Genomic DNA, 13,220 nt, shown 5'->3' with positions numbered 1-13,220 from the left:
ATGGGGTCGGAGCCCTTTCCTGCGGAAAGGGATTCGACCCCATCCGATCAGGCGGGACCGGCCGCGCAGGCAGGTACAATGCGCCATGACTGACTTCTCGACCCTGCCGCTGAGCCCGGCCCTGCAGCCCGGCCTGGATGCCCTCGGCTACACCACCCTCACCCCCGTGCAGGCGCAGAGCCTGCCGGCCATCCTCGATGGCCGTGATGTGATCGCACAGGCACCCACCGGCAGCGGCAAGACCGCCGCCTTCGGCCTGGGCCTGCTGCAGGCCATCGACCCCAGCCTGATCCGCGTGCAGGCGCTGGTGCTGTGCCCGACCCGCGAACTGGCCGACCAGGTCGGCAAGCAGATCCGCAAGCTGGCCACCGGCATCCCCAACCTGAAGCTGTTGCTGCTGGTGGGCGGCGTGCCGCTGGGCCCGCAGCTGGCCTCGCTTGAAGGCCACGATCCGCATGTGGTGGTCGGCACGCCCGGCCGCGTGCAGGAGCTGGCACGCAAGCGCGCGCTGAACCTGGGCGCGGTGCGCACGCTGGTGCTGGACGAGGCCGACCGCATGCTCGACATGGGCTTCGAGGAGCCGATCCGCGAGATCGCCGGCCGCACCCATAGGGACCGCCAGAGCCTGCTGTTCTCCGCCACCTTCCCCGACAGCATCCGCGCCATGGCGCGTGACCTGCTGCGCGACGCGGTGGAAGTGACCGTGGAAGGCGCCGACCAGGCACCGGCCATCCGCCACCTGTTCTGCGAGGTGGAACCGGCGCATCGCCAGAAGGCGCTGGCCGGCCTGCTGCTGAAGTACACGCCGGAATCGGCGGTCGTGTTCTGCAACACCCGCAAGGATGTTGACGAAGTGGCCAACTCGCTGCAGCAGTTCGGCTTCTCCGCACTGGCCCTGCATGGCGACATGGAACAGCGCGACCGCGAGGAAGTGCTGTTGCTGCTGGCCAACCGCAGCTGCAACGTGCTGGTCGCCAGCGACGTCGCCGCGCGCGGCCTGGACGTGGAAGAGCTGGCGGCGGTGATCAACTACGAACTGCCGACCGACGTGGAGAGCTACCAGCACCGCGTAGGCCGTACCGGGCGCGCCGGTGCCAGCGGCCTGGCGATCAGCCTGGTGGCCGGCCGCGAGAAGACCCGCGCCGACGCCATCGAAGCGCAGATGGGGCAGCCGCTGGACTGGCAGAAGACGCCGCTGGCAACCTCGCGCCCGGCCGAACTGCCGCAGGCCGCGATGCGCACGCTGCGCATCGACGGTGGCAAGACCGACAAGCTGCGCCCGGGCGACATCCTCGGTGCGCTGACCGGTGATGCCGGCCTGTCGAGCAAGTTCATCGGCAAGATCGCGATCTTCCCGACCCGCTCCTATGTGGCGATCGCGCGTGAGCAGGCCAACAAGGCCGTGGCCAAGCTGGAAGCCGGCAAGATCAAGGGCCGTCGTTTCCGCGTGCGGATGATGTGATTGAAGCAGCGTTGCCAACTACGGTTGGTAACGATCTGGCCTGGTAGCGGCCAACCTTGGTTGGCCCGTCCATGGCACCCGTCGCGAAAAGTGCTGCCAACCAAGGTTGGCAACGACCGGCTCCCGGCCATTCGCTCTGGTAGATGCCAACCCTGGTTGGCACCTGCCCTTCGATCAGAACACCAGTTCGGTGTGCAGCGGCAGGTCCGTTTCCCAGCGCGCACGGCCACCGAGGCCGTCCAGCTCGACCAGTACACCGGCGCCGACCACTTCAACGCCCAGGCGGCGCACCAGCGACAGCGCAGCGACCAGCGTGCCGCCGGTGGCCAGCACGTCGTCGATGATCACCACGCGGGCGCCGGCCGGCAGCGCATCGGCATGCACTTCGATGCAGTCGCTGCGGTATTCCAGCGTGTATTCCTCGCGCAGGACCTGGCCCGGCAGCTTGCCCGGCTTGCGCACCGGCACGAAGCCGACGCCCAGCTCCAGCGCCATCGCGGCACCGAGGATGAACCCACGCGATTCGATGCCGACCACTGCGTCCAGCTTCTGGTCGCGCCAACGGTCGGCCATCGCGGTGATCGCGCCGCGGAAATCCTCGCCATGGGCGAGCAGCGGCATGATGTCCTTGAACAGGATGCCGGGCTTGGGGAAGTCGGCGATGTCGCGCAGGCGGGAGGCCCACTGCGGAGCGACGATGGCGTCGGTCATGTCACATTGGCTATCTGATGGCGGCATAGGGTACCTGTTCCGGGCGCCGCCTGCCTGCTGGTGGTGTCCGGCCGGGCTGCGCCCGGCACCTGCCGTAGTGCCGGCCGCTGGCCGGCAACCTCAACAGCAACTGCAACTGCAACTGCCTGCATCGCGGGGGATGGCGGGGCGGGCCCGGTTGCGGGGGACGCCGTAGATACGTCCGCGTAGGCTCGGTCGCGCCATCCATGGCGTTCACGCCCCCGCAACCGGACCCACCCCGCCTTCGACAGTTTCCTGCGATCTGTCGGAATTGCTCATGGGGTCAGATCCGTTTTACGAAGGAAAACGGATCTGACCCCGGAATTTCATTCGATATCTGACAGATGTGTCGACCAAGGTCGACACCTACCCACAGCCGCGGGAATCTGTCGGAGGTGGGGCGGTGTCGGAGTGCGGGGTGTCAGCCGCATGGATGCGGCTGCCAAGCTTACAGGGACGTACTTGCAGCGTCCCCGCACTCCGACACCGCCCCGCCAAACCACGGAATCCGCTTTTGCTCTGGCTGTTGATCTGGCCTCTGCAGGTGCAGGGCTCAGCCCTGCCGAAACCCACCCTCAGGAACTGCAGGACAGCATCGAGCAACCGGCGCGATTGTCGGCCCACGCCGGGCGCTTGCCAGCGAAGTGTTCCAGGCCGGCACGCTCGGTGTACGGGTCGCGCAGCACGTCCTGCAGTGCATGGACGCCGCCGAGATCCCCCTGCTCTGCGCGGTCGATCGCTTCCTGGGCCAGCCAGTTGCGCAGCACGTACAGCGGGTTGGCCGCTGCCATCTTCGCCTGGCGTTCGCTGGCCGCCAGCGGATCGCGGCGCAGGCGCGCTGCGTAGTCCTGCAGCCAGTGCCGCAGCGGTGCCTGCACTGCCTGTCGCCGCGCCTCGTCGTAGTACACCGCGTCCAGAACCGTCGCATCTGCTGCCGCCGGGTCGATGCGCATCAGTGCGCGCCAAGCCAGGGTCATGTCCATTGCGCCCTCCTGCATCAGCTGTTGCCAGCGCTGGTAGAGCTGCAGGTCATCATCGTCGGCAGCAGCCAGCCCCAGCTTCGCTGCAGCATCGCGACGCGTGCAGGCCACGAACGTGGACTGGTAAGCCGCCAGGCCTGCCTGCAGCGGTTCGACATCGGCGAACAGCGGCGACAGCGCCTGCGCCAATCGGCTCAGGTTCCAGTACGCCACCTGCGGCTGGGTGCCGAAGCGGTAGCGGCGCCCCTGGGCGTCGGTGGTGTTCGGCGTCCAGTCCGGATCGAAGTCCTCGACCCAGCCATAGGGGCCGTAATCCAGCGTCACACCGAGCACGGACAGGTTGTCGGTGTTCATCACGCCGTGCACGAAGCCGACACGCATCCAGTGCGCGATCATCTCGGCGGTGCGCACCGCGATCTGCGCGAACCAGTCGCCGTACAGCGCCTCGCCCTGCCCCTGCAGTTCGGGGAAGTCGCGGGCGATGCAGGCATCCACCAGCTGCTGCAGCAGGGCGGTTTCACCGCGCGAGGCCGGCAGTTCGAACGAACCGAAGCGCAGGAACGACGGCGAGACCCGGCATACGATGGCGCCTGGCTCGGCACGCGGATGGCCGTCATAGAACATGTCGCGCACCACGTCCTCACCGGTGCCGACCAGTGACAACGCGCGCGTAGTCGGCACGCCAAGGTGATGCATCGCCTCGCTGCACAGGAATTCGCGGATCGATGAGCGCAGCACTGCCCGTCCATCGGCCCCCCGCGAGTACGGCGTTGGGCCGGCCCCCTTCAACTGCAGCTCCCAGTGCTGGCCATCCGGCGCAACCAGCTCACCCAGCGAAATCGCACGCCCGTCGCCGAGCTGGCCGGCCCAGTGGCCAAACTGATGGCCACCGTAGTTGGCTGCCCACGGTTGCATGCCGGCGTACAGCGCATTGCCGCCGAATACCTGCGCGAAACCTTCGCTTTCGACTTCAGCGGTATCGAAGCCAAGCATTTCGGCGACGTCCGGCGCCCAGGCCAACAGCGTGGGCGCCGTCACCGGGGTCGGCATCACGGGCGACCAGGCGGCGCCCAGCACTTCGCGCCTGCGCGGGCCGGATTCGGGGTCGCCCGGCAGGGTGTGCAGCAGGCGGTTGTCGAAACGGGGAGTGTCGGTATCCATGGTGCTGGAGATGAGGGCGACGGCCGCCCTCCTCAATTGCCGCCGAGCGCCTGCAGGTGGCCGCCGTGGGCCTCGGCACGCTGGTAGGCCGGGCGTTCACCGATACGCTTGAGGAAGCCACGCAGTGCCGGTTTGTCGTCCAGGCCACCACCGCGCGCGGCAGCGGCCTGGATCGGGAAGCTCATCTGGATGTCGGCCGCACTGAAACGCTCGCCGGCAAACCACGGGCTTTCGGCCAGACGGCGCTCCATCCAGTCCAGGTGCAGGCGCCGCTGCGGGCCGATGAAGCCGCGCTCGGCCTTGTCGGCAATGCTGCGTGCGATCGGGCGCGCGAAGAACGGCATCGGCGCGTTGCGTATGCGGCCCATCACCAGGGTCAGCAGCAACGGTGGCATCGCCGAGCCTTCGGCGTAGTGCAGCCAGTAGCGGTAAGCGATGCGTTCGGCCCCGTCTGCCGGCATCGGTGACGGCGACAGCTGGCGTTGCGTGTCGTAACGGTCAGCGAGGTAGTCGAGGATCGCGCCGGACTCGGCCAGTACCAGCTCACCATCCTGCAGTACCGGAGACTTGCCGAGCGGATGCACGCTGCGCAGTTCCGGCGGCGCCAGCAGCGTCTTCGGATCGCGCGGATAGCGGCGCAGTTCGTAGTCCAACCCCAGCTCCTCCAGCATCCACAGCACGCGCAGAGAACGGGAGTTTTCCAGGTGGTGGACGATGCGCATGGGGGTGATCCCTTGGGGAGACGCGCATCGTACCGCGCCGGCTGCATGTCCTTTGTAGAGTCGAGCCATGCTCGACTGTCTTTGGGCGCAGTCCAGCATGGCTCGACTCTACAAAAAAACGGCGGGCAATAAAAAACGCCGGAAGCTTTCGCTTCCGGCGTTCTGGCTACCCAACGGTAGCAGACGGATTAGACCGCCTGCACCTGGTCAGCCTGCATGCCCTTCTGACCCTGGACGGCGATGAAGGTAACCTTCTGGCCTTCCTGCAGGGTCTTGAAGCCGGTGCCCTGGATCGCGCGGAAGTGCACGAACAGGTCCGGGCCGCTTTCCGGGGTGATGAAGCCGAAGCCCTTGGCGTCGTTGAACCACTTGACGGTACCGGTCTGACGTTCAGACATTTTTACTAACTCCTGAAACACATGTTGAAAAAAATCGCAGCCACCGGGTATCGGGGCCGAGACTGAGTTGCAGGCGTTGGTAAAGCGGATCGATGAGCGGATCGTGAGATCAACTGCACCAGGCCACGATTCACGGTGACCCTAGCAAACACAGTGGGTCGCACGATACGCGTGTTTTCTGCAAAAAGCGATAGCCCCGACGTTCATGGGAATACGTCACCCGCTAGGCGTGACAAGGGTTGGCAGCCTCTCGCGGCTAACTCCGAGTCCCCATTCAGGTTTTTCCTACCCTACACTGGGTAAATGACTGAAGCTGAAACCCCCGCTGAACACGCCTCTCCCCGCATCTGGGTGGATGCGGACGCCTGTCCCACCGTCATCCGCGACATCCTGTTCCGTGCGGCTGAACGGGTCGGGATCGAACTGACCCTGGTCGCCAACCAGTGGATCCGCACCCCGCCCTCGCGCTGGCTGCGCTCGATCCAGGTGCCGCAGGGGCTGGACGTGGCCGACAGCGCCATCGTCGAGCGGGTCGCCGCGGGGGACCTGGTGGTCACCCAGGACATCCCGCTGGCCGCGCTGGTGCTGGAGAAGCAGGCCGTCGCGCTGAACCCGCGCGGCCAGTTGTACACACCGAACAACATGGCCGAGCGACTGTCGATGCGCAATTTCATGGAGGAACTGCGCGGCGCCGGGGTCCAGACCGGCGGACCGCCGCCCCTGGCCCCCCGCGACCGGCAGCTGTTCGCCGCCGAGCTGGACCGCTGGCTGGCGCGACGCCCGGCCCGCTGAGCGCCTGGCCGCCCTAAGCCGGAAGGCTCAGGCTGCGGCCGCTGCTGAACATCCGTCGTGCACCACTCAACGGGTCATCGAAAGCCAGGGCCCGCGCCAGCAGCTGCAGCGGCGCCTCGGCTACGTCCGGTGCCCGTTGCCGAAGCTGCGGGTACAGGTCGTCACCCATGATCGGCGCCCCCAGCATGGCCATGTGCACGCGCAGCTGATGCTTGCGGCCGGTTTCCGGCAGCAGCCGGTAGCGCCAGATCGGCCCTTCGGCCTCGATCAGCTCGATCCGGCTGCGCGCATTGGCCTCGCCGGGCACTTCGGCCATGCGGAAGAACGGCTCGCCCGGCACCAGGCGGCTGTACCGCTGCAGCGGAAACTCCCGCCCCGGCAGCGCCGGTGCCAAGGCCTCATAGGTCTTTTCGATGCGCCGCTCACGGAACAGGCGCTGGTAAGCATCGCGCGACGCACGCTGGGTCGAGAACAGCACCAACCCGGCCGTCAGCCGATCCAGCCGGTGCAGCGGCACCAGATCGGCATTGCCGGTGCGGGCGACCAGCCGCGCCAGCAGCGTCTCGCGTACATGCCCGCCCGCCGGTGTCACCGGCAGGAAATGCGGCTTGTCGGCCACCAGCAGGTGCGCATCCAGATGGACGATGGTTTCGGTGAAGGGGATCACCGGTTCGTCGGCCACCTCGCGGAAGTACTGGATGTCCAGCCCGACCTGCCAGGGCATGTCCGCAGTGAGCGCCCTGCCCTGTGCGTCCAGCACGCGGCCGCGCGCGAAGCGATCCTGCCATTGCGCGCGCGCGATGCGCGGAAAACGTGCACACAGGCCATCCAGCAGGGTGGCCCAGGGGCCGGGCGGCAGCTGCAACCGGCTGGGCAAGCTCATGGCGTCCACTCCGGCCACGGGAAAGAGCGCAAGAGTGCCACCGTTGACGGTGCGCAGACAGTCCGGCCACGGACACCCCCGGAGCAAACCTCTATCATTGTCCTCTTTAGTCCACGGATCCCCCATGGCTCTTACCGCCACCATCCGCAAGGCCGAACTGCAGATCAGCGACATGGATCGCGGCTACTACGCGACCCACAACCTGACCCTGGCCCAGCATCCGTCCGAGACCGACGAGCGCCTGATGGTGCGCCTGCTCGCCTTCGCGCTGAACGCCGGCGATCGCCTGGAGTTCGGCCGCGGCCTGAGTACCGATGACGAGCCCGATCTGTGGGAACACGACTACACCGGCGACATCCTGCAGTGGATCGACCTGGGCCATCCGGACGAATCGCGCATCCGCAAGGCCAGCAATCGCAGCCGCCAGGTGCAGGTGGTCAACTACGGCGGCAACGCCTCGGAGATCTGGTGGGGCAAGCAAGGCAAGGGTCTGGCGCGCTTCGACAATCTTTCGGTGGTTGATCTGGACGGCGAATTCGTCGAGCGCTGGGGCCAGCAGATCCAGCGTGCCATGCGTTGGAGCGTGCTGATCCAGGACGGCGAAGTGCAGCTGCTCAACGACCAGATCCAGCTCGACGTGATCCCGGACTGGCGCAAGCGCGCCAAGGCATGAGCACCATCCGTTGCGATGTGGTGGTCATCGGTGCCGGCGCAGCCGGGCTGATGACCGCGATCACTGCCGGCCAGCGCGGCCGCCAGGTGCAGGTGATCGACCATGCCAACAAGGTCGGCAAGAAGATCCTGATGTCCGGCGGTGGCCGCTGCAACTTCACCAACACCGGCACCACCCCGGCCAACTTCCTGTCGGCCAACCCGCACTTCTGCAAGTCGGCGCTGGCCCGCTACACGCCCTGGCATTTCATCGAGCTGGTGCACAAGCACGGCATCGCCTATCACGAAAAGGAACTGGGGCAGCTGTTCTGCGATATCTCGTCCAAGCAGATCGTGAAGATGCTGGTGGACGAGTGCCAGGCGGCCGGCGTACAGATCCGTACCGAGTGCAGCGTGCAGCGCATCGAGCACGGCAGCGATGGTTTCCGCGTGCACACCACCCAGGGCCTGTTCCATTGCGCCTCGCTGGTGGTTGCCACCGGTGGCCTGTCGATTCCCAGCATGGGGGCCAGCGGCTTTGGCTATGAGGTGGCCCGCCAGTTCGGCCACCAGGTACTGCCGACCCGCGCCGGGCTGGTGCCGCTGACCCTCAGCGGCAAGCACCAGGAGCGGCTGGCCGACCTCAGCGGCGTCGCACTGCCGATCGAGGCGCGCTGCAACGGAAAGAGTTTCCAGAACTTCATGCTGCTGACCCACCGTGGCGTAAGCGGCCCGGCCATCCTGCAGATTTCGTCGTTCTGGCAGCCCGGCGATGCGCTGGAGCTGGACCTGTTGCCGGGCCAGGATGCCGGCGAGTGGTTGCGCCAGATGAAGCGCGACCGCCCGGCCGCCGAGCTGCGCACGGTGCTGGGCGAGGTACTGCCGAAGCGGCTGGCGCAACGCCTGTGCGAGCACTGGCTGCCCGACCGGCCCGTGCGCCAGCTGGACGAGCCGGTGCTGCGCCAGGCCGCGCAGCTGCTGGGCGCATTCCCGCTGGTGGCCAGCGGCACCGAAGGCTACCGCACCGCCGAGGTCACCCTGGGCGGCGTGGACACCGCCGAAGTGTCATCCTCGACGATGGAATCCAAGCGCGTGCCCGGCCTGCACTTCGTTGGCGAGGTGCTGGACGTGACCGGCTGGCTGGGCGGCTACAACTTCCAATGGGCCTGGGCCAGCGGCCACGCAGCGGGCGGCGTGGTGTGAACCACTTCGCCGTTCGACGCGCGCCAGGGGTGCGCGCATGGACGGTTCGCCGCGCATCGTGTATCTAGATTCGCAGATTGGGGAGCAGTGCATGCAGAACGCGAACGACATCACCATCCGCCTGCTGATCGTCGATGACAGCGGCGAGAATGCCGAAGCCATCGTCAGCACCCTGCGCAACAGCGGCATCGCGGTACGCCCGTGGCGTCCGCAGGATGCGGCCGAGCTGGCCCAGGTGCTGGCCAGCCAGGCCATCGACCTGGTGCTGGCCTCGCCTTCGCAGGGCATCCCGCTGCAGCTGGCGGCCCAGCACATCGCCGCCAGCGGCAAGGACATCCCGCTGGTGCTGCTGGCCGAGCGCATCGACGAGGACGAACTGGTGCAGGCCAGCAGCCATGGCATCCGCGCCCTCGCCCTGCGCCAGCGCCCCGAGCATCTGCTCGCCGTGGTCCGTGACCAGTGGGTCGACCTGCAGGCGCGTCGCGGCCTGCGCCGGATCGAGGCGCAGATGCGCGAGACCGAGCGCCGCTGCGACGCGCTGATCGCCTCCTCGCGCGACCCCATCGCCTATGTGCATGAAGGCATGCACATCCGCGCCAACGACGCCTATCTGGAGATGTTCGGCTACGATCATTTCGAGGACATCGAAGGCATTTCGCTGCTGGACATGGTCGCCGCCCAGCACGTGGAGGGCTTCAAACAGCTGCTCAAAGGCCTCAGCCGTGGCGAGGCGCCGCCGCCGCAGTACCAGCTCGACGCGCGCCACGAGGACGGCAGTTCCTTCCCGGCGACGATGGAATTTGCCGCGGCCACCTACGAGGGCGAGTCCTGCCTGCAGGTGGTGCTCCGCCGCCGCATGGAGTTCGACCCCGAGCTGGCACGCGAGGTCGAGGACCTGCGCCAGCGCGACCAGGTCACCGGCCTGCTCAATCGCCCGACCTTCATGCTGCAGCTGGAAAGCGCGGTGGCCCAGGCCGGGCGCAGCGAGGGTCAGTTCGGCCTGCTGCTGATCGAGCCTGACCACTACGCGCGCCTGCTGCCGGATATCGGCCTGGCGTCGGCCGACATCCTGATCGGCGCTCTCGCCGCCCTGCTGGCCGAGGTGGTCGGCGAGGACGCGCAACTGGCCCGCTTCGGCGAACACAATTTCGCCGTGCTGCAGGCCGGGCCCTACGCGCAGACCGTGGCGCTGGCCGAGCGCATCCGCGAAGCCTATGCCGCACATGTCTTCAGCATCGGCGCACGCTCGGCCACGGTGACGGTCAGCATCGGTGGCGTGCAGGTGGGCGAGAAGATCGCCAGCATCGGCCAGGTGCTGGCGCGCGCCAGCGACTGCACCCAGGCCGCCGCCGAACTGGGCAACACCTGCCGCATCTTCGACCCGGCTGCCGCCGACCGTGTCGAGGAAGAACGCGTACAGCGCTGGGTTGCGCGCATCCGCGAGGCGCTGGCCGGCGACGGCTTCCAGCTGCACTACCAGCCGGTGCTGAACCTGCAGGGCGAGCCACTGGAGCTGTACGAGGCCTACCTGCGCCTGGAGAACAATGGCGAGCTGCTGAGCCCGACCGCGTTCCTGGGCATCGCCGAGGAACACGGCCTGTTGGCCGACATCAACCGCTGGGTGGTCTCGCAGGCCATCGCGGTGCTCGGCCAGCGGGCACGCGAGGGCAACGCCACCCAGGTGCTGGTGAAGGTGACGCCGGAATCGTTCGACGACCCGCAGATGATCGCCACGCTGCGCCGCGAACTGCAGGCACAGGGCGTGCCCGGCGAACGGCTGTGGCTGCATGCGCCGGAAGCGAAGGTTTTCACCCACCTGCGCAGTGCGCAGCAGTTCCTAGCCGAAGTGGCGCCGCTGGGCTGCCGCATCGGCCTGGAGCAGTTCGGTTCGGGGCTGGATTCATTCCAGCTGCTGGCCCACTTCCAGCCGCAGTTCCTCAAGCTGGACCGGGGCTTCACCAGCGATCTGGCCGCCACGCGCGAGAACATCGACCGCATCAGCCAGATCACCGCGCGCGCACAGGAAGCGGGTATCCGCACCATTGCCGAGTTCGTCAGCGATGCCAACTCGATGACGCTGCTGTTCAGTGCCGGCGTGGATTACGTGCAGGGCGACTTCGTCGGCCCGGCGCTGCCGGAGATGGGCTTCGAGTTCGGGTGACGCCTCTCTGTAGAGCCGAGCCACGCTCGGCTGCGGGACTCAAGCGAAGAGCAGCCGAGCATGGCTCGGCTCTACACAAACGAGAAGGCCGGCGTTCGCCGGCCTTTTCGTTGATCAGGTCATGTCGACCAGATTTTCGATCTTCACGTCCGGATTGACGTCGGCCTCGTAGTCCACGCCCTCCACGCCGAAGCCGAACAGGCGCAGGAAGTCGGCCTTGTAGCCGGCCAGATCGCTGATCTCGTACAGGTTCTCGTTGGTCACCTGCGGCCACAGCGCGACCACCCTGCCCTGCACATCTGCGGCCATTTCCTTGTAATCGGCGCGCAGGCGGCCTTCCTCATCGATCAGCGCAACGGTGCGGCCATCGCCATCGACCAGGTCGTGGCGCAGGCGATCGATCGCCACGCCGTCGGCCTTGCCGCCGTAGAGGATGTCGTACAGCACGTCCAGCTGTTCGATGCAGCCTTCGTGGGTGCCCTTTTCCTTCATCACCTTGAACAGCAGCGACAGGTACAGCGGCATGGTCGGAATGGCCGAGCTGGCCTGGGTCACCACCGCCTTCAGCACCGATACGCGTGCATCGCCACCGATCTTGGCCAGCTTCTCGCGCAGGCCCAGCACCTTGGTGTCCAGGTCCTTCTTGGCCGCACCGATCGAGCCATTCCAGTAGATCGCCTGGGTGATCTCTTCGCCCACGTAGGTGAAGGCGGTGGTGGTGCAGCCGTTGGCCAGCACGCCGGCATCGGCGAGCGCGTCGATCCACATCTGCCAGTCTTCACCGCCCATCACCGCGACGGTACCGGCGATCTCTTCCGGGGTAGCCGGCTGCAGGTGGGTCTCGGTCAGCACTTCCTTGTCGGTATCCAGGCCACGCAGGGTGATCGGCTCGCCGATCGGCTTCAGCGAGGAGCTGATGATCTCGCCGGTCTTCGGATGCTTGCGGCGCGGCGCCGCCAGGCTGTAGACAACCTGGTCGACCTGGCCGAGATCGGCCTTGATCATTTCGATGGTCTTCGCCTTCACTTCATCGGAGAAGGCATCGCCGTTGATGCTCTTGGCATACAGGCCGGCTTCGTCGGCGTACTTGTGGAACGCAGCCGAGTTGTACCAGCCCGCCGTGCCCGGCTTGGTCTCGCTGCCCGGCCGTTCGAAGAAGATGCCGAGGGTGGCGGCGCCACTGCCAAAGGCAGCGGTGATGCGCGCGGCCAGGCCGTAGCCGGTCGAGGCACCGATCACCAGCACCCGCTTGGGACCGTTCTGGATCGGTGGGCGCGCGCGGATGTAGTCGATCTGCTGCTTGACCGCGGCCTCGCAGCCGGTCGGGTGGGTGGTGACGCAGATGAAGCCGCGGACGCGCGGTTTGATGACCATGGATACCTCGGGTTGGCAGATGCGGCGCACGGGGCGCTCAGCAGGAATACGGGCGCGCGCCTGCGCGCGCGAACCGCAGGATCGTAGTGCGCGGGGGACGATTGCACAACCGACGCTGGCGTAGGGTGGGGTTTCTCTTTGCAGGGCTGCACCCTGCACCCGCGGTAGTGCCGGCCGCTGGCCGGCAACAGCAACGGCGGGCTATCCGTGGGTTGGCGGGGCGGGTCCGGTTGCGGGGGACGCCGTAAACCCGTCCCTGGGGGCTTGGCCGCGGCATCCATGCCGCGGACACCCCCGCAACCGGACCCACCCCGCCTTCGACAGATTTCCGCGACCTGTCGGGACAGCATTCTTCTCTGGTGGGTGTCGATCTTGGTCGACACGGTAGATCTGATTCCAGTTTGATTATCGATATCTGACAGATGTGTCGACCAAGGTCGACACCTACCAACAGCCGCAGGAATCTGTCAGAGGCGGGGCGGTGTCGGAGTGCGGGGTGTCAGCCGCATGGATGCGGCTGCCAAGCCTACACGGACGTACTTGCGGCGTCCCCGCACTCCGACACCGTCCCGCCCAACCACGGAATGCACCCTGTTGCTGTTGCTGTTGCCGGCCAGCGGCCGGCACTACCGTGGGTGCAGGGCTGCAAGCCCTGCACACAAAAAACCCCGCTTGCGCGGGGTTCTCTGTGTGCCGCATGC

11 protein-coding genes are annotated in these 13,220 nt (G+C 67.1%); 5 read left to right on the top strand and 6 right to left on the bottom strand.

Annotation, left to right across the window (positions count from 1 at the left end; translation table 11 throughout):
* Positions 1-85: 85 nt before the first annotated feature.
* Positions 86-1,462, top strand: a complete 1,377-nt coding sequence (gene dbpA / locus AC5P56_RS12330; protein WP_014646838.1) for an ATP-dependent RNA helicase DbpA — start codon at positions 86-88, stop codon at positions 1,460-1,462.
* A 174-nt stretch (positions 1,463-1,636) separates the two neighbouring features.
* On the opposite strand, the gene AC5P56_RS12325 is transcribed toward dbpA, so the two are convergent.
* From AC5P56_RS12325 to AC5P56_RS12310, 4 genes are all read right to left on the bottom strand, one after another.
* Positions 1,637-2,173: an adenine phosphoribosyltransferase gene (locus AC5P56_RS12325; protein WP_014646837.1), complete on the bottom strand. Its 537-nt coding sequence runs from the start codon at positions 2,171-2,173 to the stop codon at positions 1,637-1,639.
* Between the two features lie 596 nt (positions 2,174-2,769).
* The gene (locus tag AC5P56_RS12320) at positions 2,770-4,335 is read right to left on the bottom strand and encodes a protein adenylyltransferase SelO (protein WP_495231684.1); all 1,566 of its coding nucleotides are present in this window, start codon (positions 4,333-4,335) and stop codon (positions 2,770-2,772) included.
* A gap of 32 nt (positions 4,336-4,367) precedes the next feature.
* The gene (locus tag AC5P56_RS12315; protein WP_111205980.1) at positions 4,368-5,057 is read right to left on the bottom strand and encodes a glutathione S-transferase family protein; all 690 of its coding nucleotides are present in this window, start codon (positions 5,055-5,057) and stop codon (positions 4,368-4,370) included.
* Between the two features lie 188 nt (positions 5,058-5,245).
* Positions 5,246-5,455 (bottom strand): cold-shock protein, encoded by a 210-nt coding sequence (locus AC5P56_RS12310; RefSeq protein WP_005416210.1) that lies wholly within the window; start codon positions 5,453-5,455, stop codon positions 5,246-5,248.
* A 303-nt stretch (positions 5,456-5,758) separates the two neighbouring features.
* Between AC5P56_RS12310 and AC5P56_RS12305 the strand changes: the two genes are divergently transcribed.
* A complete protein-coding gene (locus tag AC5P56_RS12305) occupies positions 5,759-6,247 on the top strand; it encodes a YaiI/YqxD family protein (RefSeq protein ID WP_111205979.1) in 489 nt (162 codons plus the stop codon).
* A gap of 13 nt (positions 6,248-6,260) precedes the next feature.
* On the opposite strand, the gene AC5P56_RS12300 is transcribed toward AC5P56_RS12305, so the two are convergent.
* Positions 6,261-7,130 carry a pseudouridine synthase gene (locus AC5P56_RS12300; protein WP_014646833.1) on the bottom strand — a complete coding sequence of 290 codons (870 nt, stop codon included), beginning with the start codon at positions 7,128-7,130 and terminating at the stop codon, positions 6,261-6,263.
* Positions 7,131-7,254: 124 nt separating this feature from the next.
* Between AC5P56_RS12300 and AC5P56_RS12295 the strand changes: the two genes are divergently transcribed.
* The 3 genes from AC5P56_RS12295 (at position 7,255) to AC5P56_RS12285 (ending at position 11,145) form a co-directional block, all read left to right on the top strand.
* On the top strand, positions 7,255-7,803 hold the full coding sequence (locus tag AC5P56_RS12295; protein ID WP_049441891.1) for a YaeQ family protein: 549 nt from the start codon (positions 7,255-7,257) through the stop codon (positions 7,801-7,803).
* Positions 7,800-8,984 (top strand): BaiN/RdsA family NAD(P)/FAD-dependent oxidoreductase, encoded by a 1,185-nt coding sequence (locus AC5P56_RS12290; protein WP_032960467.1) that lies wholly within the window; start codon positions 7,800-7,802, stop codon positions 8,982-8,984. Before AC5P56_RS12295 ends, AC5P56_RS12290 begins: the two co-directional genes overlap by 4 nt.
* Positions 8,985-9,075: 91 nt before the next feature.
* Entirely contained in the window at positions 9,076-11,145 is a 2,070-nt protein-coding gene (locus AC5P56_RS12285) for an EAL domain-containing response regulator (protein WP_111205985.1), read from the top strand.
* A 114-nt stretch (positions 11,146-11,259) separates the two neighbouring features.
* Here AC5P56_RS12285 and fabV read toward each other — a convergent pair whose 3' ends face one another.
* Complete coding sequence (gene fabV, locus AC5P56_RS12280) at positions 11,260-12,519, bottom strand: enoyl-ACP reductase FabV (RefSeq protein WP_041863324.1); 1,260 nt, start codon at positions 12,517-12,519, stop codon at positions 11,260-11,262.
* Positions 12,520-13,220: the final 701 nt, after the last annotated feature.

The sequence above is a fragment of the Stenotrophomonas sp. YJH_SMC_131 genome, from assembly GCF_059367975.1.
This window is presented reverse-complemented; position numbering and strand designations above follow the sequence as displayed.

Coding starts and splice junctions, on each gene's coding strand:
- AC5P56_RS12310 (WP_005416210.1), bottom strand. CDS start 5,455: ATGTCTGAACGTCAGACCGGTACCGTCAAGTGGTTCAACGACGCCAAG.
- AC5P56_RS12300 (WP_014646833.1), bottom strand. CDS start 7,130: ATGAGCTTGCCCAGCCGGTTGCAGCTGCCGCCCGGCCCCTGGGCCACC.
- AC5P56_RS12290 (WP_032960467.1), top strand. CDS start 7,800: ATGAGCACCATCCGTTGCGATGTGGTGGTCATCGGTGCCGGCGCAGCC.
- AC5P56_RS12320 (WP_495231684.1), bottom strand. CDS start 4,335: ATGGATACCGACACTCCCCGTTTCGACAACCGCCTGCTGCACACCCTG.
- AC5P56_RS12305 (WP_111205979.1), top strand. CDS start 5,759: ATGACTGAAGCTGAAACCCCCGCTGAACACGCCTCTCCCCGCATCTGG.
- AC5P56_RS12315 (WP_111205980.1), bottom strand. CDS start 5,057: ATGCGCATCGTCCACCACCTGGAAAACTCCCGTTCTCTGCGCGTGCTG.
- fabV (WP_041863324.1), bottom strand. CDS start 12,519: ATGGTCATCAAACCGCGCGTCCGCGGCTTCATCTGCGTCACCACCCAC.
- AC5P56_RS12285 (WP_111205985.1), top strand. CDS start 9,076: ATGCAGAACGCGAACGACATCACCATCCGCCTGCTGATCGTCGATGAC.
- AC5P56_RS12295 (WP_049441891.1), top strand. CDS start 7,255: ATGGCTCTTACCGCCACCATCCGCAAGGCCGAACTGCAGATCAGCGAC.
- dbpA (WP_014646838.1), top strand. CDS start 86: ATGACTGACTTCTCGACCCTGCCGCTGAGCCCGGCCCTGCAGCCCGGC.
- AC5P56_RS12325 (WP_014646837.1), bottom strand. CDS start 2,173: ATGACCGACGCCATCGTCGCTCCGCAGTGGGCCTCCCGCCTGCGCGAC.